Genomic DNA, 23,231 nt, shown 5'->3' on the forward strand with positions numbered 1-23,231 from the left:
AGATGCTATGAACGAGTCTCTGGATAAAGAAGTAACCATCATTACCCCTGAGCAGGTGCAGCTGCAGTTCCAAACTGCCGGGATTGGCAGCAGGACGGTGGCGCATCTCTTGGACAGCCTCATTTTGGCAGGGATTAATGCGATATTGTTTGTATTCGCTATTCTGGTGAGCCGGTTATATTCAGGCGATTGGCTGCCAGCCCTCGCGGATTATGTTCTTGCGATTACCATAGTTTTATGGATTATATTGAACCTTGGTTACTTTATTGGCACGGAAGCTTTTATGGGCGGGCAAACGCCAGGCAAGAGAATACTCGGGCTGCGCGTCATTCAAAACAACGGCCAGTCGGCTACGATTTTATCCATTCTGATTAGGAATCTGTTTCGTTTGCTGGATATGATGCCGGTTTTCTATTTTATAGGAGCAGTCAGCATCTTTTTAAGCTCGAAGGATAAGCGGGTTGGGGATATGGTTGCCGGAACGATTGTTGTGATCGAAGCTCGTTTTGAACGGATTAAACGCCGGAAACAACTGGATAGGGCGATTTCTAGAAAAAACTATCCTGATATCGTGTTGAATATCGAGGATGCTTTCAGACAGGAGATCACCGCGCAGGATTGGCAGCTACTACAGGCTTGGGTGGAGCGAGTACCTACGATGCATGCAGTAAAATTGGCGGAGCTGGCTGCGCCCATTGCGCACTATTTTGCCAATAAGTTGAATCAAAATCCTGGGATTGCCCAAGATGCTTCTGCGTTCTTAGTCAAGGTTTATGAGACTTTGCGAGAAGATTGGGAGATATAAACGTAGGAATGACGTACCAATGCAATTGGCCGTAAATAGGGCTGCTCAGAGGAGGGAAAGTATGGGAACGTCAGCTGTCGTAGCCGGAGGTACAGGGTTAGTGGGACGCGAGCTGATCCGGTTGCTCTTGGAAGATCGTACGTACGATAAAGTTATTGCGCTCGTTCGCAGGGACATGCAAGCCGGTCATCTTCGGGGGCATGAAAAGCTGGTCCAAGTTATTACCGATTATAACCGGTTGGATGAGGTGCTTGAGCCTGTGACGATGGAGGATGCTCACGTATTTTGCACATTGGGAACGACCATTAAAAAGGCGGGCTCTCAAGAGCAGTTTCGCAAAGTAGACTTCGAATACCCGATGAAGCTGGGGGAAATCGCGAGCAGGGGGAAGGCGGGGGTTTTTGCCATCGTGACGGCAATGGGAGCGAACCCAGCGTCGTCTATTTTCTACAATCGCGTAAAAGGCGATGTCGAGCATGGGCTGCGTTCACTGAACCTGCGTTCGCTCTACTTGCTTCGTCCCTCTCTGATCCTGGGGGACCGGGATGAGGTCCGTGTGGGTGAACACCTTGGCAGCCTGATTTCCCGGGCGATTTCGCCGCTGATGATTGGCGGGCTTCGGACTTACCGCCCAATTCATGCGAGCACGATTGCCGCCGGATTAATTGCCTCTGCGAAGATGGGCGAGGCGGGTGCTCACATTGTATTGTCCGCCCGTATTGCTGAGCTGGCTGCGAAGTAGGGGCAGTTGAGGCCCCTTGCCAATATCGACGAATATACATCTTCCTGATATGATTAGAGACGTTAATCATAAACGTGCCAAAATTGTTTGGGGAAAGCAGGTTTTATACCATGATCGATCATATTGTACTCGTGAAATTCGGAGAAACAACAACGCAGGAGCAGCTTCAAGAAGTCGTTGACCGTTTTAAAGCGCTTCGTCCTCATCTGACGGGGATCGTCGATATTCAAGCGGGGCTTAACTTTTCGGAGAAAAATAAAGGATATCAAGTGGTTTTATCGGTCCGTTTCGAGGACAGAGCTGCGCTGGAAGCATATGGTCCAAATCCAGAGCATCAAGCGGTTGCGGCCTATATTCGTGAAGTGGGCCGTGAAGATAGCTTGATTGTTGATATTGAGATTTAAACGGGAGAAAGCTTTCCGCCCCTTATGGGATGGGGAGCTTTTTTTATTGTTGAAGGGGCATTGTGATGCCCCTCTCACGCGCTGCTCAAGTTAACACTGCAGAACTCCCTTATCTCTCCCAGCTCGTGCCCATCCGCCTCTCACGCTCACTCACCTGAAAAAGTCACCCTTACTTTGTCCGTTCCTTCCGATACACGGAAGGTGCGCTGCCGCTCCATTTGTGGAACTGTTTGGAGAAGTAGAGCGCATCGTTGAAGCCGACGGAAGAGGCCACCTGGTCAATAGTCATGGCCGTTTCCAACAGTTGCTTGGCGCGTTCCATGCGGATTTTGAATAAGTATTGCATGGGGGAGAGGCCCGTGGCTTGTTTGAACATTTTGCATAAATATGTTCGGTGGTAGCCTAATGTGCGGGCGAGCTGCTCGATGGAGACGGTTTGCGTGTACTGCAGCTCCAGGTAACGGACCGCCTGATTGACTTGCCGCTGGATGTCCGTTTCTGTGGCGGGCTTCTCCATCACATGAGGATTGCCCGCCCGGCCAAGCTCACGGAGCAGCAGACGAAGCCAGCCGGCGGCTGCGATATCCTCAAGCGCCGGCTGCATCGACGGATGAAAACAGGAGCGGATGCGGCGGTAATAGTGACGGATGGAGCGGGGGGAGCTTCCCGAAATGACGGCATTTTGCGGGGAAGCGCCAATTTGGGTCATCGTCATGCCCGCACTCCGGCCATTAAAAGCGACCCACGTATAGTGCCAAGGCTGCTCGGCATCCGCGGTGTAGCTAAACAACTCACCGGGGAAGATGATGAAGCTGTCGCCGGTTTCGCATGTGTAAGTGCGGTTATGCATCTCGAAAGTACCTTTGCCGGAATGTACGGTATGAATCAAATAGTAATCGTGGACGGCCGGTCCCATCTTGTGAAGAGGGTGAGGCTTGCCTTCTCCGCTAAAAAGCACGGACAGCTCGCTATTGCTCTCATGAGAATTAATGCTGACGGTATAAGAGTTATGTTCCGCAATCATGGTTGCCTCGCATGTTTTTATTTTTAAGTTACCGCAATAAACTACAAATGTCCATATCGGAATTCGTTCAATCCATATGCTTCCTTGAATGCCTGCGTTATAGTGAAGATATGATAACGACTACATATTGGAGGTTGTTCCTACATGTCCAAAATTACATTCCTAGGCGCCGGAAGTACAGTGTTTGCTAAAAACGTGCTTGGAGATTGCCTGCAAACTCCCGCATTGCAAGGCTTTGAAATCGCTCTCTTTGATATTGACCATGAGCGCCTGCAGGACTCGGCAAACATGTTGAATAATATCAAAAAAACGGCCGGAAGCACGTCGATCATCCAAACGTATACGGACCGCAAGGAAGCTCTGCGAGGAGCGAAATATGTGGTGAACGCCATCCAAGTAGGTGGCTATGATCCATGTACGATTACGGATTTTGAGATTCCGAAAAAATACGGTTTGCGGCAAACGATCGCGGATACGGTCGGCATTGGCGGTATTTTCCGAAATCTGCGTACGATTCCTGTTATGCTGGATTTTGCGGCGGATATTCGCGAGGTATGCCCGGATGCTTTGTTCCTAAACTATACGAATCCAATGGCTGTATTAACCAATGTGATGAATACGCATGGCGGCGTTCGCACCGTCGGCCTCTGCCACAGCGTGCAGGCATGCATTCCTGAGCTGTTTAAAAGCCTTGGCATGGAGAAGGAAGGCGTAAAAGCCAAAATCGCGGGCATTAATCATATGGCTTGGCTGCTTGAAGTAACGAAGGACGGCGTCGATCTGTATCCGGAAATCAAGAAGCGCGCGATTGAGAAGCAGAAAGAAAAGCACCCGGATATGGTCCGATTTGAAATGATGCTGAAATTCGGCCATTATATTACGGAATCCTCCGAGCACAATGCGGAGTACCATCCGTACTTTATCAAACGGAATTATCCGGAGCTGATTGACCGCTTTAACATTCCGCTTGACGAGTACCCGCGCCGCTGCATCGAACAAATCAGCCGCTGGAAGCAAATGCGCGAGGATCTCGTGAACGATGCGAATTTGACGCATGTGCGTTCTCACGAGTATGCGTCGTACATTTTCGAAGCGATTGAGACGGATATTCCGTTCAAAATCGGTGGCAACGTGATGAATACCGGCTTAATTACGAATTTGCCGCGCGAAGCTTGCGTGGAAGTGCCTTGTCTCGTTGACCGCAACGGGGTTACGCCTACTTATGTTGGCGATCTGCCGCCACAGCTTGCGGCGCTCAACCGTACGAACATCAATACGCAGCTGCTGACGATTGAAGCGGCGATTACGCGCAAACGCGAGCATATTTATCACGCGGCGATGCTGGATCCACATACGGCGGCTGAGCTGTCGATGGACGACATCGTAGCGATGTGCGATGATTTGATTGCCGCTCATGGCAGCTGGCTGCCTGAGTTCTCCTAATCCTTTTCAGAAAAAAAGAGGATGTCTCATAAATAGGTAGGCGAGGTAAGATAAAGGGAAAATATCCCACTAAATGGCTCGAATGATGACCTTGCAGAGATTTAGAGGGAAAACTCCCCTTAATTTGACCGGAAACAGAGAATTCTTATGAAATTGGTGCAAATAGAGGGAGTTTTTCCGGCTAAATGGATATGACAGTCTTCTGCAATCAGATTAGAGGGAAAATTTTCCTATAATCTGACTACAGAAGCAAAATTGCACAAAGAGGATAACCCATAAAGCAGCAATAGACGCAAAAAGCAAAGGAGTTAAGCAGTTACAAGCCGCTTAACTCCTTTACTCATTTAAAAGTCCATTCTCCCTGAATATAATCTGAGTCCCGCGCCTTTAATTTTCACTTATGGGACGGTCTCTTTTTACTTACCCGCCAAATGCATCGCGAAAGGCGCTGTTTAGGGCTGCTGGATCAACTTTCCAAATAGGAGCAAGCTCAGGTCCGACATTGACGTCAAACCAGTCGGATAGCGCTTTACGGTTGGAACCGTTCTCCACGATGAAGGGGAGATTGAGCATCACCTTTTTGACATACAGCTCCTCGGCCTCTTTGATTTGTTCCGGGGTTAGCCATATTTTCAACCGTTTCACGGTCCGGTACAGCTCCTTGCTGCAAGCTCTCCGAATGCTGCGGGCATTGGGCAGCTGCTGCTTATGTTTCTCACTTTGTTTGTTGTTGATCATGACTGCAACCACACTCCCTCTATGTTATTTGTATGCATAGAGTGGGCTTGGAGCCACTAGGGACAGGAACCTAAGGAGCCCAAGTTGCTGTGTGTCTTACAGCTGCACCGTTTCGGCGTTCCGCTCATTCGAATTGTAGGAGAGGAATATGAACGGAGGGTGCATGTTCGTTTACAATCGAGGGAGACGCACCTTGAACGAGGTGCCTTGGCCCAAATCGCTTTGGACGTCGATGCGGCCATGATGGAGCGCAATAATTTTCTGCGCGATCGCCAGCCCGAGACCGCTTCCGGCATTGGCGCGGTTTCTTGCTTTATCGGCTTTGTAGAAGCGGTCGAAAATTTGCGGCAGTTCATCTGCAGGAATCCCGATGCCGGTATCGCTGATTTCCACCAGAATGTCCTTCTCCCTCAGCTGAATTCCGATCCTCAGGCTATCTCCCGGCCGGCAAAACTTGATGCTGTTCGTAATGAAATTTTGCCACACTTGGTGGAGCAGCCCGGCATCCGCGGATATGGTGACCTCCGGCAGATCAAGCTCTATCGCAATCTCCTTCTCGCTCCACTGCCATTCGGTGACGATGAGAATTTGGCGAATCTGCTCGTCCAGCCGGTAGACGCTCCGCTTGACGACATGGCTTTCTTTGTCCAACGAAGCCAATGTCAGGAGCTGTTTGCTAAGGGAGGAGAGCCGCTTGCTTTCTTCTAAAATGACATGCAGATACCTTTCCTTTTCCTCCTCAGAGGTGCCTTTATCCAGAATTGACTGCGCGAAGCCTTGTATGGACGTCAAAGGTGACTGAATCTCATGCGAAACATTGCCGACGAACTCTTGCCGCATCTCATCCAGCTGTTTGAGCGACTGTGCCATATAGGTGAAATCTCTGGCCAGCTCGCCGATCTCATCCTGCCTGGAAACGTCCATGGCGATGTTGTAATCGCCCCCAACGATCCGTTTCGTAGCTTCCCGCAGCCTTTTGACCGGCTTCACAATGTACTGCGAGAAAATAACGATGAAGAGGATGCTGAATAGAAAGGTAAGCCCTAGCAGAAAGGCCATGAGGACGCGAACGCCGCCGATTTGCTGCTCCAAATTAGGCCGCACGAATAAGGCATATGGCTTTCCCTGCACCTGAAGAGGGACTCCAATGCTGTTTCGCAAACTATTTTCAAAAAAGCCGGTCACCATAAGGAAATGACGCTCGACAAGAATGCCGCGGTAGGTTTCTCCGTTCAACACCTGGCGGATTTGTTCGGGATCAAGCTGATTATGCCGGAAAGGAGCCCCGTAGAAGGTGCCTTCCATTCGATCGTTAACCGCATAAAGCTGAAACCCCATGCCCGCGATATGCGTGAAAAAGACGCTCGGTTCCAGTTCAGGCACCTGTTCATATAACGAGCGGATTTCGTTCGTCACTCGCCAGATTTGTTCTTCATTTTCGTCCCGTAGTTTAGCTGAGTAATAACTGTTTGAAAGCAGCAGGGCCAGCATGCTGCTGACCATCGCAATGACAACGAAGGTCATGACGATCCGGAAATATAGCGTCTTCACCCTCCGGCCACCTCAAGCTTGTAGCCAAGCCCCCGAACCGTTGTAAGAATGAAATCGCCGGTCATGTCCTGGAATCGCTCCCTAAGCCGCTTAATGTGCACATCAATGGTCCGGCTATCGCCTTGGTAGTCGGTTCCCCAGAGCATTTGAATCAGCTGCTCCCGCGTGAAAATACGACCGGGATGGCTGGCCAATTGCGCCAGCAGCTGAAATTCTTTGAGCGGGAGAAGCATCGTTTGCCCTTGGGAAGTCACTTCATAGCTTTTGAGATTGATAACGGTCTGGTTTAACGTAATCTTTTCCGAGGAGACAAGCTGGTAACGGCGCAATAAGGCGCGGACGCGAAACAACAGTTCCTTCGGTTCGAACGGTTTTACCATATAATCATCGGTCCCGGACGCAAAGCCTCGCTCTTTATCTTCAAGCTCTCCCTTCGCGGTTAAAAGAAGAACCGGAATATCGTAATGCTCGCGAATTTCTGCGCATAGGGCCAGGCCATCCCGATTGGGCATCATCACATCGACAACCGCTATATGAATTTGCTCGTGAATCATTAATTCTGACGCTTGCTCGCCGTCCGCTGCTTCAAACACCTTGTAACCTTCCTTGGAAAATACGAAACGAAGCAGTTCTCTAATGTGAGCATCATCATCGGCAACAAGAATCTGGGTTATCAGTTTGCGCACCTTCTTTTCGATAATCATTAAGCTTGGCAACAGTGTAAACGAAAAGAAAGCTTATTGCTACTTTTGTATGCCGATGGAGGAATGGCTAGCCGCTAATCGACGACCAGATAACCGATCATCGGACCGCTATGGGCAATATCGGCATGCGTCATACAAATAATGCGGTAGGTGCCTTCCTGTTCGGCGGTGAAATGGACGACGGTTTCTTTTCCTTTTTTGACTTCACCGCTAATGTTGAGTCCTTCAATCAGAAAAGGATGGCTATCGCCGTTGACGCCGTAGATGCTCAGTTTGATTCTCTCGCCTTTTTGGATAAGGACTGTGCCTGGATCCCACCGGTACGCTTCGATCGTTTTGCCGTCTTTGGTCGTCGATTTAAACTCCCCCACAACCATGTGGATGGTTCTTTCGGACGCGGGCTCGGCCAGCGTAGGGACGATTTTCCCGCGGTTCAAATAGAGCACGCCAGAAAGAAGCAGCAGCAGTACGATGGCTGCCCGATAGAAATGCTTGCGTTTTACAATCCATACTTGGGACATAGGGACCCGCCTCCTGTACAAACATACTTGTACATTTTATGCAGAGGCTTGTCAGCGCATGAATATGTTTATGTACTCGCTGCTGCCAGGCGGCGGGAGAACGGCGAAGCTGGTTGATCAGAGCCCGTCTGTGGTAGAATGAAGGGTAGATTCGGAATGGATAATAGAGGGAGAGAGGGTTCAGGAATGGGTGAGTTGATTCACAATGTTTTGCTTTACTTGGAAGGGCTTGGGTATTGGGGGATTTTCCTCGGATTGATGCTGGAAGTAATTCCGAACGAGCTGCTTCTTGCCTATGCCGGCTACTTGGTATCCAAAGGCGAAATTCATTTTTTTGGTGCTATTGTTTGCGCGGTTGTCGGCGGGACCCTGGCACAAATCGTGCTTTATTGGATCGGACGTTACGGAGGCAGACCTTTCCTGGAGAAGTACGGCAAATACTTGCTCATTAGCAAGCATCATATCGATGTAGCTGAAGCATGGTTCAACCGCTATGGTACGGGCATGATTTTTACAGCCAGATTCATTCCCATTGTTCGTCACGCGATATCGCTTCCTGGTGGCATGGCCAAAATGCCGCTGGGCAAATTTACACTGTACACAGGTCTAGCTTTAATTCCTTATTCTTTTCTCTATGTTTACTTGGGCATGAAGCTCAAAGATAACTGGGAAACGATTGATGAAATCGCAGGACCTTATATTAAACCATTAATCATTGCAGCAATTATACTGACGCTTTTATATGTGGGATATCAAATCTATTTGAAAAGAAAAGCAAAGAATTAGCTTCCTGTATTTGGCGCTTTCGAAGCAATTTGTTACAATAATAAAGAAGAATCATGAAAAAGGAGATGGGTAGCGATGAGCACGAATCTTGCAAGCAAACTGCGCACAGGCTTAAAGCCTCAGCAATTCATTGACAGCATGGAGAAAAATCAAGAGCAATTTCTGGCGTATTACAATGGATTTGAATGGGACAATGAAGAGGACAAGGAATATTTTGATTCTCTCAACAACCGCGACGATCTGCGCTGTCTCATTATTGCTGCAGAATGGTGCGGCGACGTCGTTCGCAACGTGCCTGTCGTATTCAAAGCGCTGGAGAACAGCGGTGTGCCTGTAGAAGTGTTGATCATTGAGCAAAACTACGACGTCATCGACCAATTCCTGACAGGCGGCGGCCGCGCGATTCCGATCGTTGTGTTTACCGATACCGGCGGCTTTGTGCTTGGACACTGGGGACCTCGTCCGAAAAACGTACAGGCGGTCATGACGCAGTTCAAGAAAGAAAATCCAGATCGCGAAGCGCCCGATTATAACGAAAAAATCCAAGTAGCCAGAGCCGAAATGGGCCGTCAATATGGCGAAGGTAACGGGTACCATGCTGTTATCGTGAAGGAACTTCGTGACTTAATCGAGTCGTTCTAAGTGAATTCCAAGGTGAGGGCATATGATTAACATAGATACATTTGTTTTGGGACCTGTAAGCACAAACGCCTATTTATTATCCGATCCGGAAACAAAAAAAGGCATTATCATCGATCCTGGCATGAATCCGAAGTCGCTTATCAAGAAGATTGCCGATTTGGATATTGAAGCGATTCTCTTGACGCATGCTCATTTCGATCATATCGGCGGCGTTGAGGAAATTCGCAAGCTCAAAAACTGTCCCGTTTACATTCACGATCTGGAAGCCGATTGGCTGACGAATCCGAAGAAGAACGGCTCCGCGCGTTGGCCTGAGCTGGGTGTCCTTATTGAAACGGAGCCGGCGGAATACGCGCTGGATGAAGGGCAAACCTTAGACTTTCTAGGCGTCAAATTCAAAGTTTTCCATACGCCAGGCCACTCTCCGGGGAGCGTTAGCTTCCTGTTAGACAAACATTTATTCTGCGGGGATGTCCTGTTTAAACTGTCGGTAGGCCGGACGGATCTGCCAGGCGGGGATAACAATACGCTGCTGGATTCCATTCAAGATAAGCTGTTCGTCCTCGAAGACGATGTCATCGTCTATCCGGGACACGGCGGCAAAACAACAATTGGTTTCGAAAGAGACAACAATCCATATGTGTAAGGCAAGACGGTGTGTCGGGAGTTTGTTCCTGACCGCCGTTTTTTTATTGCACTGCAGCCCCCCGAATGGACTGTCCCACATGTACAAGCGGGCTTATGCCGGAGGCTCGTTCGCCCATGATACGTAACCATTTTTGGGTAAACTGGGTGTTTACCGTGTTCGTGGTAGGTGCTACCCCATAGACTGATGTTGTAAGCTATTCACCCAACATTATCAATAACAACATGAGTTTAATGCTTCATAATTCTAAGGAGGTGCTCCACCATGGAATATGTTAAAGCTCCAAATTATCCAATTGCACCGATGGCGGCTCCAATGCCAATGCCAGCCCCTGCTCCGATGCCAATGCCAATAACTATGCCGATCGCACAACAGCCAGCCCCAATTATGCATCATCATAAACCGGTGCACAATGATATTCACCTGCACGCATCGTACCAACAAACTTCGTTCGTTTTCCCTAAACCTGTTGCCGCAGCTCCGGTAGCCAAAGTTTGCTCGCACCACGGCCACAATAATCTAGGCAGCATTCTGGTTCTGTTTATTTTGCTTGTTATCATTACTCGCTGTATTTGTAAATAATAACAGTCAAAAGAAACAACACGAAATGGACCCACGGCAGGTTGACACCTCTGTGGGTTTATTTTGTTGAACCGCAATGTAGTATCATTTTTTCACAACGTAGAGTCACATTTTCCCCCTTTATCTTGATAAGCTTGAATTGTTAAGAAGGACGATGCAGCGACAATTCAATGATGACAGGGGACTAACGCGATGCAAAAAAATGATGGCATGAATTACGCACCAGTCGGTACATTTAACTCCGTTTGCAAACCGGGGGAGTTTATATTTGCAGCAGCAGCTTTGGATCATGGCCATATCTACGGCATGTGCAACGGGCTTCGCGAAGCGGGCGGCGAGTTGAAATGGGTGTACGATCCCGATTCGGCGAAGGTGGATAAGTTTGTGGCCAAATTCCCGGGCGTTCGCGTCGCAAGCTCCTTGGAAGAGATTCTCCAGGATCCCGAAGTCAAGCTGGTCGCATCTGCAGCGATTCCATGCGATCGCGGACCGCTGGGACTGAAGGTTATGGATAGCGGCAAAGATTATTTTACGGATAAAGCGCCGTTCACGACGCTGGAGCAGCTGGAAGCGGCACGCGCGAAGGTTGCAGAGACGAAGCAGAAGTATGCTGTTTACTACAGCGAGCGTCTTCATGTAGAGAGCTCCATCTATGCAGAGCAGCTTATTAAGCAGGGAGCGATCGGACGCGTGCTGCAGGTGATCGGCCTTGGCCCGCATCGCATCAGCCTGTCGAACAGACCGGACTGGTTCTTTGAGAAGGAGAAGTTCGGCGGCATTTTGTGCGATATCGGAAGCCATCAGATCGAGCAGTTTCTGCAGTTCACCGGCGCGAAGGACGCCAAGGTGGTGCACAGTAAGGTTGCGAATTACCATTACCCGCAGCACCCAAGGTTCGAAGATTTCGGTGACGCGACATTGGTCGGCGACAACGGGGCGACAGGCTACTTCCGTGTAGACTGGTTTACACCGGATGGATTAAGCACATGGGGCGACGGCCGCATGACGATCCTCGGAACGGATGGCTACATCGAGCTTCGCAAATACGTGGATATCGCCAGAGAGCAAACGAGCGACCATGTGTATCTTGTGAATGGAGATGGCGAGCAGCATTTTGCCGTGAACGGAAAGGTTGGGTTCCCTTACTTTGGCCAACTGATTCTCGATTGCTTGCATCGTACGGAGCATGCAATGACGCAGGAGCATGCTTTCAAAGCAGCGGAACTGTGCTTGATTGCGCAGCGGGATGCAATGAGAATTACAAGCAACTAAAACTTTGGTTATGAATTCCGGATAATTCCAATAAGGGTATCGTGTGAGAAGAAGACTTCTGCTGATGAGGCGGTCTTCTTCTTTTTTGTCTTTGGTTTTATGTGGAGTTGGACTTTGAATGTATCTTAGAGTTATTCTGTAAGGTATAATTAACTTTATATTCCCAGAAGAATAGATCGATGTACAAGATATGGACGAGCAAAGATATATTCTTTCAAGCAGATCAAACGGAGGGGAAGTACTGTGCAATCGAAATTTAAATTCGCTGTAGGCATATCCATTGTGGGATATGTAGTAAGTCTTTTAACGGCTCGATTTCTACCGGGCGCACTTAATTTATTAGTGCCGACCACTTTTTCGTTAGGAAGCATTCTCGCACTTAGTCGTCATGATGCCGCAAGAAAAGGCCCCAATATCCCGGATGCTACCAGCGTATCTGCACCGAACACAGAGCCTGCGCGCAGTTCCAATCCGGATAGTAAAGCGGAGCAAAATGTGGAAAGCGATCCATTCTGGGAACCCATATCTGAATATATTCATGTGATCGAAGAGACCGTTATTTCCGAGGGGCAGAAGAGCACTTTAGATGATGAAATCGTTGAAAAGACGCTAAGCTTGCTTTCCAGAGTAGGCCGGTTAATCCCGCAGCTGAAAGAGCTTAACGATCCAAACATGAATCATAACATCCAACGTTTAATTTTCAAGGACCTTAATGGCGCTATTAACCCATTCTTAAAGCTTGGCGGAGAAGCGAAACGATTAAATCGCCGGCTGCTTTTATCCGGGATCAAGGATATCAACTCGCAAATCTCCACTTACGTTGAGACCATTGAACAGAAAGATTTAATTGAACTGCAAACGCGAATGGAACTCATTCAACAACGTTATCGTTCAACAGACTAAAGGAGGAACCGAAGATGTCAACCCAACTGGTACAATTGAAGTCTACAGATTTGCAGAAAGTAGAACAGGAAGCAAAAGAACTGCTCCAAAAGGTATCTGCTACGGATACGATGGAATTAGAAACATTAATGGATTCCATAGGACGTATGGGTTCAAAAACGATGGAACAGGCCGGACAATCTTTGGCCATGCTAGAGCGCCCAGTCAATGAATTGATGTCTGGCAAACGTTCAGAGGTCCAGAACAACATCTTGAAGCTTCGCAACGAAATCGATTCTTTGAGCAAGAGCAAACAACTTGGTTTTTTCGAAAAAATGATGAAAAAGACGCCTCTGAAAAATTATATCTACAAATATCAGTCTGTGAAGACAAACGTCAATGCCATTGTGCAATCCCTGCGCAACGGCAAGGAAACACTCGAAGAAAATATGGCTTATATGAAAACATTGAAGAAGAATTCCATCGAATCTGTCTACAATCTTCAAATGCGGATAGCCATGGGTGAGAACTTAAAGCAGCTCTTTGAGCAAGAGATTGCCAAGCCCGAAAATGAAAGCCGCAAAACGCATCTTGAAAGAGGGCTTCGCAAGGTTGTGACCCGCATACAGTCCTTTCAGGAAATGGTCATCCTCTATCAGCAGGCGATTGCCGGTACGGATATCATAAACGACAATAACGATAAACTGATTGATGCGGTTAATGCGACAATCGATAAAACACAGAATCTTCTTACCGTTTCTGCGATGATTTCTATGGCGATCGAGGATCAGGTACAGACCATTGATGCTGTAAATTCGGCGAACGCGACGCTGAATAAAATGTTTGAGGACAATTCGCGTTTGTTGAAAGAAACGACTCAGAAAACGAACGAATTGCTCGGAAAACCAGGCTTGCAGATGGAATCCATTGAACGAGGCATGACAGATCTCTTCAGCGCCTTGGATATGTTTGAACAGTCCAATCGGACAATTATCCAATCAGCGACAGAGCATACCAAACGTCTCGGCGACATTAGCCAGCAAATGACACAGCGGCTTGGCTTAATGCCCGGAAATAAAACGAATGCGGAGAAAGCATCAGAACTAAGCGGTCTTTTAGAATAAAAAGCTCCGTCTTTAACGGACAAGCCCGGTGCTTTCAATAACGATTTGTGTTTTAACTTGAAATTTGACGGATGAATAGACGGATTGCCAATGTTCCCAGTCGTCTTCTTGACCGAAATATTGGCTTAGGTAGTGAAGACCGAAGCCGTAGGGGTCAACATTGGCATCCCGGATTTTATAAAGCAGCTCTTCTGCCGTCTTGTTGACGGTTGTTTCAAGCCTTTTTTGGACTTCGCGGAGATTGGAGTTCAACACTTTGATCGGACTTTGCTCAATCATTCCGTTCATTTTGAGTGAATACACGACTGTTGGAATTTCATCGTTTGTTATGGAAACATGTTTGGATATCCGTGAGACGTAGAAAGCCAACCGCTTCCCTTCGTAGTCAATGGGGATACCTGAACGGCTGAACTCGTTCGCAGTCATGTTATAGAGGATGGTTTCCATCGGACTTAACCGAAGCTGTTCTTTCGTCTTGTTCAGTAAAGAAAGTTTCTCGACAACGTAGGAATCGCCGTCAAAGCTGACGATGGGAAGGTAGGGATCGAGTCCCTTTTCTTTAAATCGGCGAAAATTATCGAATAAGTGTGCGGTTACGGTGTAGGGGGAAACCGTACCTTCTTTGCCGAAGGTTAAAAAGAAGGAATTGCCTGCCAACCTCTCCGTTGACGGATTTGCCTTTAACAGCTTATTTGCGTTCGGTTCCGCTAGGGCCATATAAGAAATCAGTTGAATGTCTCTTCTTCTGGCGAGCCAATTCAGCGGCTCCTCCATGGATTCCCTCACTAAGCTGTCTCCAAACAAGAACACCCGGCAATGACCAAAATCGAGTTCTTTATCGACATGAGCTTTTATATTCCTAACCGCTTCCGCGATGCTTTTGGCTTCCAAATGTTCGATTTGGCTCTCTGCCATTCCCTCACCGACCTTAGAGGCTGGTATAGCTAGCCGAAGTGTGACGAGATAAGGATTTTCCTTTTTCCCGGTCCAATCCATGCCCATAGCAACGACGAAGAATCTCTTATCAAGGTCCTTGAACCCGCATCCTCCCAGAGATAAACAAATAAACAGCAAAGAAACAGGCAGTAACAAAATCCTCATGCACATACGTTCTCCTTCTTTTTCCTCCATACAAAATAGAGCATCATAAAGAGGAATAGGAATTCCATGAAAAACCGGGCAACGAGCCATGTCTCAGAAATAACCTGGTTCATCTCTAGGCTCACAAATCGCATAAAGACGAAAGATAAGATCCCGGCACCTAACGCTAGCCATTTATTCATATTGGGAACCGGGTCCTCTTCTAAAGCCACAGAACGATTAATGGAATATCTGATCAACATGATGGTTGTATGCCATGTATTCATGACAAATAGCAGCGACAATCCAGTAAAGAGCAGCAAAAAGACAAATAAAACCCGATTAATGAATCCGTACTCCATAATCATGGAATCCGCTGTCATGCTCCAAAGGTAAACGTAATCTCCTACACCTACCGTACCATGAAAACCGATGGGTACGAAGAAAGTAACCAATAAGAAGAAACACCCGAATAAAGGGACGATCCAGCGAAACCGAAAGCGAAACCCTTCAACATGCAAGCGATTCAAAAGAAAAAGGGAGAAATGGCCGGAAAACAAAAAGGTAGCTGAAGCCATGGATACGAAGGATGGCGGCTTGTTCACGTATCCGGCAACGTAACGGACGGCATCCCAGTTAAAGCTATCATTAACAATGGCTTTGATCAGAAACAAAAGCAGCAATGGAGAGATGATCAGCATCATGATTTCATGGATAAACTGGACGGATCGGGTTGACCGGGAGCTTGCCCATACGCCAGCGCTAACCATGAGAAACAAATTTAAGTAAGGATTCATGTCCGGATAAAAGAACATTCGAACCGTCTCCGAAAAGGCGAAAATAACGATGGTTCCTGCCGGCAGCCAGATCAACAAACCAGCCATTAAGCTTAAGGTAACGGTAAGCCATCTGGGTATGTATCGATCGCATATTTCAGGAAAGCCCAGCCCGGGAAACTTCTCAAAAGAAGCCATCATCACGTAAGCGATCACGGAGCCAATCACCATTGCGATAAGCATGCCGGAAATTGCGCCTTGAAATCGATCCCTTATGAGCATTGTCGGCACGAACATCATAATGTTAATCATTCCAACATAGAGCACATGATAATAGGTATATCGAGACATGACTTACTTTGTCCCCTTTCCATGATGATGCACCTTCGCCTCTAACTTCGGAATGTAGAGCGCTAAATAGGGTTGGCCAAAGCTTCGAAGATTGCACCAATATACGATTAATGCAAAAAATGAAACGACGACCCCCAGCAATCCATAAAAAATGGAGACGATCACAAACAGGTATTTAATGAAACGCACGGAGTAACCAAAGCCGTTGTTCGGGATAACAAAATTAGAGATGGCGACAACGGAAGTTACGATAATCATGATGCTGCTCACTAATCCCGCCTCTTGAATGGCTTGGCCGAGAATTAAACCGCCGACGGTTGTTGCCGTTGAACCGATGTAGCGCGGCAGACGAAGACTGGCCTCATTCAAGGCTTCAATCATAAAAAGCATAATAAAGACTTCGATGAAAGAAGGGTAGGGGACGACGACTCGGCTGCCGGCGATTGACAGTGTTAATTGAACCCGCAGCACCTCAGGATTATAAGAGACAATAGCGATGTAGAGAGCAGGCAAGGTAATAGTTAGCAGCATGGCAACATATCGGAGGATGACCAACGATTGGCTCATCCAGAATGATTCGTAGTCATCGTCCATCGCGTGAAGGAAGTCAAACAATCGAACAGGGAGCACAAGACCGAAGCGGCTTCCGTCTTGAAGGAGCGCTATTTTTCCGCGTTCGAGCATGATGGCGATCCGGTCGGGTCTTTCTGTCTGGAGAATGATCGGGAAAAACCGGTGCCTTTTCCCGGTTAGTGCTTGTAACAGCTGCCCGGCCGCACGGAGAATCTCGATTTGCAGCTTGCTAATCCGCTCGTTTAATACAGCAAGGACTTCTTCATTCACCAGATTTTTGTCATATAGCACACTTACGCGTGTTCTGGAGTTCTCACCTATGATGTGCTGATCGACAGAAAGAGAGGGTACATTATAACGCAAACGTACAAGGCTGATGTTAAGATCCAAATCTTCAGTAAGTGCTGTCTGAGGACCTTGAAGAGAGGCCTCGATTTGAACGGAATCAGGCTTGTCCTGAAACTTCCTTTGCACATTGAAGCGGTAGACATTGTCTTCGATTTTGAATAAAAGTGTGCCATTGAGCAGCAGCTGCGTCCAATTTTCGGGATCATCAGCGATACCGAAGTTGGGATTGGAGTTGATCATGCGATCGAATTCTTCCGGATCGAAACAATAGGAATATGGAATGAGCAGCCCATCTTTGATCGATGACTGGTCACAAAGCGCAGGAAAGTAAATAAGATCCATCTGGAGGTAACCGTTATCCAGCGTGTCATAAGAAAGATCGGATGGGTTATTAAGTTCAGCGCGGATTTGTTCGATCATGCTATTCCCTCCAATTCCTCACTTTACCATTCGGTTTATCGTACCCTGGAAGTAAATGAACCATACGAGTAAAAGAAAAAGAAACAGCCCGATCGAAAGACCGCGCTGTTTGACCTGATCTGGAGGACACGTATTCCCACCGTATTATAATAAGTATCGGACATAAATATAAATGCTGGCTAATGCAACGGAGAGCAGCATTAGGGGGAAGCCGTATTTCATAAAGGTTATGAATTTAATAGGATGACCTTCCTTAGCAGACAGCCCTGCTGCGATTAAATTGGCGCTGGCCCCAATTAATGTGCCATTTCCACCCAAGCATGCACCGAGAGCCAGACTCCACCATAGAGGTTCCAGGTTGTCTACGCCCATATTGCCCATTTCTTGAATCATCGGAATCATCGTCGCGACAAAAGGGATATTGTCTAAAAAAGCGGAAGCAATCGCACTAAGCCATAGAATTAGCATAGATGTAGCGATGGGATTGCCTCCGGTCAGTTCGATGGCTTGCGCGGCTAATTTGGAGATGATGCCGGTTTCCACAAGACCTGAGACAAGTACGAACAACCCAACAAAAAAGAAGATGGTGGTCCACTCCACTTTAGAGAGGGCATTTTCCATGGCGTGTTCGCCGGTTAGAAGCAGCAGGATAAAGGCACCTGTTAAGGCGACGGTCGCTGATTCCAGATGAAGCATTTGATGCAAGAAGAAGCCGACGATCGTAAGCCCTAATACGGAAACACTCTTAATTAACAAGGGACGGTTCGTAATCACTTCTTTTTCATCCATGTGCATGATGCTCATCTTAAGCTCTGGCGTGGTCTGGATTTGTTTGCGGAACATAACGACGAAAATAGGCAGTATGCATGCCATAATAACAACGACAATGGGTGCAAGGTTATTAATGAATGCCATGAACGTTAATTCTTTAACTGCGCTGCCGATCATAATGTTCGGCGGGTCTCCAATTAAAGTAGCTGTGCCGCCTATATTGGAAGCCAGTATTTGCGTGATAAGAAAAGGCACAGGGTTCACTCGAAGCTGCCTGGTGATGCTAAACGTAACGGGTACCATCAAAAGAACGGTAGTCACGTTGTCCAGGAAGGCTGAGCCGATTGCAGTAATGAGAACGAGTGAAATCAAAATGCGGACCGGGTCGCCCTTCGCTTTTTTGGCGGAAATTAGAGCGATATATTTGAAAAGCCCGGTTTCTGCGGTAATGTTAACAATGATCATCATTCCGATCAATAGCCCCAGCGTATTAAAGTCAATATGGTGCAATGCCGTTTCTTGATTAACAATGCCAAGGACGACCATAAGGACGCCGCCGAGCATAGCGACGATCGTACGATGAATTTTCTCGGCAATAATCAGGCCGTAAGTAACTAAAAAGATGCCAATGGCTAAAATTGCTTGTTGTTCCATAGTAAATCCTCCCACATGTTATTTGGGTTGAAATGAAAAATAGTCAAGTAGTGACTTTGCGCCGCGGATATAAGTAATTTGATGAGTTCATTCGTATATTATTCTCCTTTCTCTGCATAAAAAAAGAGCCCACCAAGGGCTCGGCATGTCAAAAAAAGACCAAAAGGAGCCCTTGGTGACAGGCTCCTCCAAATTACAGTCATATTCAATTCTTACATGATAGGAATGGCTAATGGTTAATATTTGTTAGCGTAATAAATTTACACTGAAGCCGAGATGATTGTCAAGGGTCTTTGAAAGTGAGGGCACATTTGATATAGTAAAGAACTATGAACCTATGAGTACCTATGAGTGAAAGAGAGAGGGAGTAGAACGTGAATAAAATAAACATATCGATACGTACCCAATTGATTACTCTGTTTATATTTTTCGTCTGTATCCCTTTGTTAGTATTTGGTAAATTATGGTACGACAAATCCACTTTATTCATAGAGAAATCGGCTATCAATTTCAATGAACAGATTGTTAAGCAAGTAAACGGACATTTGAACGATTATTTTCTTGAACTGGAGCGGACCACGTTTCCTCTTATTCTGCATCCATTAATCCAGGAATTTATGACGCTTACTCCGGAACAAACGTTTGAACGATTTATGATTACGAATAAAATTCAGAATGAGCTTTTGCAGCAGATTGTTTTCGGAAGGCCGGAAATGTATTCGTTTACAATTTTCTCGAAGCAAGGACTTTCGGTTTCCAGTTTGGGCTCATCCATGGTGGAGAAGCGGTATCAGGCTTATTTGGACATGCCAAGCAGCGAGAATTACTCCCTTTTAGGCATTCGCTGGGAAGGCAATACGCCGCTTTTAACGATCATCCGCAAGTTCAAGGATGCATCGACCTACCAAACATCAGGCGTTTTGATTATCGATTTGAGGTTGAATGTCATATCTGAAATCGTAGATCAAATCGAGGTCGGCGATACAGGATTCTTATGGATTGCAGATGCACAAGGACAGATGATCTATCATCCGGACAAAACGAAGATGGGAGCTAAAGCGCCTGATTGGTATTCCAATCAAGTAAAGAATCTTGATAAAGGCGCGTTTATCCATTCCGAGCACAATGTGAAAGATCTGCTTGTTTTTCATAAATCATCCTATACGGACTGGATCATTGTCTCGCAGGTTCCGATTCATGAGTTGACCGCTGAGTTAATTTCTTTGCGTAATGTGACCATATGGGGAGGACTTGCGCTAGTGCTGCTTGTCATCATCATCATTGGCGGTTTCTCACTATCGTTGACAAACGGACTTTCTAAGCTTAAGCGATTAATGAGGAGTGCGGAAAACGGCAACTTTTTTATAACGGCACCTGAACATCACGGGAATGAAGTGGGAAGCCTCTACCGGGGATTCAACAAGATGGTCCGCGAACTGCGCAGGCTAATCGATGAAGTGCATACGTCACAATTAAGGGAAAAAGAGCTCGTTATCAAACAGAGAGAATCCATGTTGAAAGCGCTCCAATCGCAGATTAATCCCCATTTTCTATATAATACACTCGAAATGATTAATTCATACGCTATCGTAGAAGGTGTTGCTCCTATCAGCCGAATGTCTATTGCGCTTGCTGATTTGTTTCGGTATAGCATTAATGATTCGATGAAAATCGTTTATTTGCAGGATGAATTAGAGCATGTTCGTACGTATTTAGACATTCAAAAGGAACGATTTCCGTATTTGGACATTGATTTCGATGTCGATAAGAGTATGATAACGCATGCCAAAGCGGTAAGGTTGACGATTCAACCGTTGGTGGAGAACAGCTTCCGGCATGGTTATGAGAAGCATCGGATGAAGCCGGTTTATATCGGGATCACGAGTGAACGAAATGAGAACGGTTACCTTTTGCGGATTATTGATAAGGGAAGAGGAATGAAGCGGGAAACGATGGATGCGTATAACGATTCTTTTATGAATGACACGAATACGTCATCTGGAGAAGCAGGTATGGACGAAGCCTTAACAAGTATAGGGCTCTGGAACGTGCATCAACGGGTTCGCTTGTTGTTCGGTCCTCCGTACGGTCTGCAAATTATACAATCAGATGAGCAGGGAACTGTCATTCAAATGATGCTGCCGGGCGTTTCGGAGGAATGATACAAGAGGGGAGAGGATCTGTGATGTATAAAGTACTTATTGTCGATGACGAGCACATGATCAAACGAAGCCTGTACAAAATGATCTCGGAAAGCGAGCACGGGTTTACCGTAGTTGGCGAAGCGGAAGATGGGCAGGAGGCATTGGAGCTTATTAGCCAAACGCAGCCGGATTTAATCATTACGGATATTAGCATGCCGATTATGGATGGGCTTGAGCTCATCAAGGAATGCAGAAATCGACAATTGGCATGCGAGATCGTGATTCTTTCAGGTTATGGGGAGTTTGAATATGCCCGGCAAGCGCTCCATTCTGATGTTGGGGAGTATTTGCTAAAGCCTATTCGGCCAGATGTACTGGACAACGTTCTGAAAACGGTGCGGGAAAAGCTCGACTTGAAACAAAAAGCGTTGTTGGAAAGAAGCAACTGGATGTGGTATTGCAAAACAATTGCTATCCGCATAGCAAGCTTGATTTGGGATCTGGATGAAAAAGAAATTCAGCAGGAACTGATCAGCGTTCATCGTACATATAGGGAACAGTCGGGAGATACCACTTTGTTCAAGCATCTTTGTTATGAATTGCTGACGTTTATTGAGAAAGAATTAGAGCAACGCGCGGGGACCGGCGGAGTGGTTAATCAGACCGAATCTGCCAGGTTTTACGAGGTGTCGGATCCGGCTGAAGCATGGCGATTATTAGAAGTAAGCATCATGGAACATGTGAAGGCTATACAAAACAAGCGAAAGCATGGCGCCTCTCAAGGCATCAAAACGGCCGTTGCCTTTATTGAGCAGAATTACATGGAAGAGGATTTATCCTTGCAAGTGATTGCCGAACGGATGCATATCTCTTTGTCCTATGCGAGCCAGTCTTTCAAAGAGACAATGGGCGTTAGTTTTACGCAATATTTGACAAGTCTTCGTATGGAGAAAGCGAAGGAAGTGCTTCTTCAGGACCCGAATTGCAAAACGTACGAAGTGGCGACCGCGGTAGGATATAGCGATTATCCGCATTTTACGAAAACCTTTAAAAAACATTTCGGCTATTCACCGAGGGAGTATAGAAAGAGAATAGGATTCGACTAGGACCTTGAGAACCTGCAAGGTCTTTTCTTTTTTTGAATGTCCAGAGGACGAAATTTCTCAGTCATGTATTTTAAAAAGTCACAGAAAAAAGCACAAATTTATTAAATAAATGACATGTACGAAGGGAATGAAAGCGATTACGATTAGGGTATCAAAAGTTAAGACATGGAGGAGTCATATGGCCGAGATCAATCTAGCGGAAATGGACAGCGCAAGTTATCGAGTCCCCATTGTCCCGCACAGCAAGAAGAGATACCTGCTCAAGAATTGGCAAATCTATTCCATGATTCTGCCTGGAATCTTGTTCTTTATCATCTTTCGATATATCCCTCTAGCTGGAAGCATCATTGCTTTTCAAGATTACAATGTATTTTCGGGGCTTTGGGGCAGCAAGTTTGTCGGGTTCAAGCATTTTGAGGCGCTGTTCACGTATCCGGAATTTTTTAGTATTTTACGCAACACGATACTAATTAGTTTATATCAACTCATTTTCGGATTTCCCGCGCCTATTATTTTGGCGCTGCTTTTAAATGAAGTACGCAAGATGATGTTTAAGCGGGTCGTTCAGACAGTCATTTATTTGCCCCATTTTCTTTCATGGGTCATTGTCGGTGGCCTCGTAATTAACTTTTTGTCCCCCAACTATGGCATTATTAATCAACTGCTCGGTAATTTTGGAATTGAGAAAATATTTTTCATGCAAGAGCCGGGATATTTTCGAAGCATAGTCGTCATTTCGGGGATTTGGAAGGAAGTCGGTTGGAGCACGATCATTTACTTGGCGGCTGTTGCAGGCATCAATTCAGAGCTTTATGAAGCTGCGGATATGGATGGAGCCAGTAAATTCCGGCAAGTATTCAGTGTTACTTTACCGGCGTTGATGCCAACGATTATGGTTCTGCTCCTGCTTAGAATCGGGCATATTCTAGATTTGGGTTTCGAACAAATTTATATTCTGCTTAATCCGCTAGTCAAAGACACAGGGAATATTATCGACACTTACATCTATGAAGTGGGTTTGCTAGGTTCGCAATTTAGCTACACTACCGCAATCGGTATTTTTAAATCTGTCATTGGTCTGATTCTAATATTAGGCGCTAATCAACTCAGCAAGAAACTAAGTGGCAATTCACTATTTTGAG

Annotated in this window: 23 protein-coding genes; 14 read left to right on the plus strand and 9 right to left on the minus strand. The window is 46.6% G+C overall.

Annotation, left to right across the window (positions count from 1 at the left end; translation table 11 throughout):
• Positions 1–7 precede the first annotated feature (7 nt).
• The 3 genes from GC097_RS32920 (at position 8) to GC097_RS32930 (ending at position 1,951) form a co-directional block, all read left to right on the plus strand.
• Entirely contained in the window at positions 8–805 is a 798-nt protein-coding gene (locus GC097_RS32920; RefSeq protein WP_171687487.1) for an RDD family protein, read from the plus strand.
• Positions 806–866: 61 nt separating this feature from the next.
• Entirely contained in the window at positions 867–1,547 is a 681-nt protein-coding gene (locus GC097_RS32925; protein ID WP_171687488.1) for an NAD(P)H-binding protein, read from the plus strand.
• A 110-nt stretch (positions 1,548–1,657) separates the two neighbouring features.
• Positions 1,658–1,951 carry a Dabb family protein gene (locus GC097_RS32930; RefSeq protein WP_171687489.1) on the plus strand — a complete coding sequence of 98 codons (294 nt, stop codon included), beginning with the start codon at positions 1,658–1,660 and terminating at the stop codon, positions 1,949–1,951.
• A gap of 169 nt (positions 1,952–2,120) precedes the next feature.
• Here the strand turns inward: GC097_RS32930 and GC097_RS32935 are convergent, their stop codons facing one another.
• Complete coding sequence (locus GC097_RS32935) at positions 2,121–2,975, minus strand: AraC family transcriptional regulator (RefSeq protein WP_171687490.1); 855 nt, start codon at positions 2,973–2,975, stop codon at positions 2,121–2,123.
• A gap of 144 nt (positions 2,976–3,119) precedes the next feature.
• Here GC097_RS32935 and GC097_RS32940 point away from each other — a divergent pair, with 144 nt between their 5' ends.
• Positions 3,120–4,418, plus strand: a complete 1,299-nt coding sequence (locus GC097_RS32940) for an alpha-glucosidase/alpha-galactosidase (RefSeq protein WP_171687491.1) — start codon at positions 3,120–3,122, stop codon at positions 4,416–4,418.
• 420 nt (positions 4,419–4,838) lie between these two features.
• On the opposite strand, the gene GC097_RS32945 is transcribed toward GC097_RS32940, so the two are convergent.
• The 4 genes from GC097_RS32945 to GC097_RS32960 form a co-directional block, all read right to left on the minus strand.
• Positions 4,839–5,156: a dehydrogenase gene (locus GC097_RS32945; protein WP_171687492.1), complete on the minus strand. Its 318-nt coding sequence runs from the start codon at positions 5,154–5,156 to the stop codon at positions 4,839–4,841.
• Between the two features lie 171 nt (positions 5,157–5,327).
• A complete protein-coding gene (locus tag GC097_RS32950) occupies positions 5,328–6,707 on the minus strand; it encodes a sensor histidine kinase (protein WP_171687493.1) in 1,380 nt (459 codons plus the stop codon).
• Entirely contained in the window at positions 6,704–7,411 is a 708-nt protein-coding gene (locus GC097_RS32955; RefSeq protein WP_171687494.1) for a response regulator transcription factor, read from the minus strand. Before GC097_RS32955 ends, GC097_RS32950 begins: the two co-directional genes overlap by 4 nt.
• Before the next feature lie 74 nt (positions 7,412–7,485).
• Positions 7,486–7,932, minus strand: coding sequence for a cupredoxin domain-containing protein (locus GC097_RS32960; protein WP_171687495.1), 447 nt, complete (start codon positions 7,930–7,932; stop codon positions 7,486–7,488).
• 186 nt (positions 7,933–8,118) lie between these two features.
• Here GC097_RS32960 and uptA point away from each other — a divergent pair, with 186 nt between their 5' ends.
• From uptA to GC097_RS32995, 7 genes are all read left to right on the plus strand, one after another.
• Positions 8,119–8,718: an undecaprenyl phosphate transporter UptA gene (gene uptA, locus GC097_RS32965; protein WP_171687496.1), complete on the plus strand. Its 600-nt coding sequence runs from the start codon at positions 8,119–8,121 to the stop codon at positions 8,716–8,718.
• Positions 8,719–8,793: 75 nt separating this feature from the next.
• Positions 8,794–9,360 carry a thioredoxin family protein gene (locus GC097_RS32970; RefSeq protein ID WP_171687497.1) on the plus strand — a complete coding sequence of 189 codons (567 nt, stop codon included), beginning with the start codon at positions 8,794–8,796 and terminating at the stop codon, positions 9,358–9,360.
• A gap of 22 nt (positions 9,361–9,382) precedes the next feature.
• Complete coding sequence (locus GC097_RS32975) at positions 9,383–10,006, plus strand: MBL fold metallo-hydrolase (protein WP_171687498.1); 624 nt, start codon at positions 9,383–9,385, stop codon at positions 10,004–10,006.
• Positions 10,007–10,270: 264 nt separating this feature from the next.
• On the plus strand, positions 10,271–10,588 hold the full coding sequence (locus GC097_RS32980; RefSeq protein WP_171687499.1) for a hypothetical protein: 318 nt from the start codon (positions 10,271–10,273) through the stop codon (positions 10,586–10,588).
• A gap of 192 nt (positions 10,589–10,780) precedes the next feature.
• Positions 10,781–11,860: a Gfo/Idh/MocA family protein gene (locus GC097_RS32985; RefSeq protein WP_171687500.1), complete on the plus strand. Its 1,080-nt coding sequence runs from the start codon at positions 10,781–10,783 to the stop codon at positions 11,858–11,860.
• Positions 11,861–12,103: 243 nt separating this feature from the next.
• Positions 12,104–12,763, plus strand: a complete 660-nt coding sequence (locus GC097_RS32990) for a hypothetical protein (protein ID WP_171687501.1) — start codon at positions 12,104–12,106, stop codon at positions 12,761–12,763.
• 14 nt (positions 12,764–12,777) lie between these two features.
• Complete coding sequence (locus tag GC097_RS32995) at positions 12,778–13,866, plus strand: toxic anion resistance protein (RefSeq protein WP_171687502.1); 1,089 nt, start codon at positions 12,778–12,780, stop codon at positions 13,864–13,866.
• A 12-nt stretch (positions 13,867–13,878) separates the two neighbouring features.
• Here GC097_RS32995 and GC097_RS33000 read toward each other — a convergent pair whose 3' ends face one another.
• The 4 genes from GC097_RS33000 to GC097_RS33015 all read right to left on the minus strand — a co-directional run bounded on the left by GC097_RS33000 (position 13,879) and on the right by GC097_RS33015 (position 18,839).
• On the minus strand, positions 13,879–14,967 hold the full coding sequence (locus GC097_RS33000; protein WP_171687503.1) for a Ger(x)C family spore germination protein: 1,089 nt from the start codon (positions 14,965–14,967) through the stop codon (positions 13,879–13,881).
• Complete coding sequence (locus GC097_RS33005) at positions 14,964–16,073, minus strand: SLC5/6 family protein (protein ID WP_171687504.1); 1,110 nt, start codon at positions 16,071–16,073, stop codon at positions 14,964–14,966. The genes GC097_RS33000 and GC097_RS33005 overlap by 4 nt, the downstream gene beginning before the upstream one ends.
• Before the next feature lie 3 nt (positions 16,074–16,076).
• Positions 16,077–17,414, minus strand: a complete 1,338-nt coding sequence (locus GC097_RS33010) for a spore germination protein (protein ID WP_171687505.1) — start codon at positions 17,412–17,414, stop codon at positions 16,077–16,079.
• 144 nt (positions 17,415–17,558) lie between these two features.
• On the minus strand, positions 17,559–18,839 hold the full coding sequence (locus tag GC097_RS33015) for an ArsB/NhaD family transporter (RefSeq protein WP_171687506.1): 1,281 nt from the start codon (positions 18,837–18,839) through the stop codon (positions 17,559–17,561).
• Between the two features lie 374 nt (positions 18,840–19,213).
• Between GC097_RS33015 and GC097_RS33020 the strand changes: the two genes are divergently transcribed.
• The 3 genes from GC097_RS33020 to GC097_RS33030 all read left to right on the plus strand — a co-directional run bounded on the left by GC097_RS33020 (position 19,214) and on the right by GC097_RS33030 (position 23,230).
• Entirely contained in the window at positions 19,214–21,001 is a 1,788-nt protein-coding gene (locus GC097_RS33020) for a sensor histidine kinase (protein ID WP_171687507.1), read from the plus strand.
• A gap of 23 nt (positions 21,002–21,024) precedes the next feature.
• On the plus strand, positions 21,025–22,089 hold the full coding sequence (locus tag GC097_RS33025) for a response regulator (protein ID WP_171687508.1): 1,065 nt from the start codon (positions 21,025–21,027) through the stop codon (positions 22,087–22,089).
• Between the two features lie 178 nt (positions 22,090–22,267).
• Positions 22,268–23,230, plus strand: coding sequence for an ABC transporter permease (locus GC097_RS33030; RefSeq protein ID WP_281364432.1), 963 nt, complete (start codon positions 22,268–22,270; stop codon positions 23,228–23,230).
• Position 23,231: the final 1 nt, after the last annotated feature.

The sequence above is a fragment of the Paenibacillus planticolens genome (assembly GCF_013141725.1).
GTDB classification, from domain to species: Bacteria; Bacillota; Bacilli; order Paenibacillales; family NBRC-103111; genus Paenibacillus_E; species Paenibacillus_E planticolens.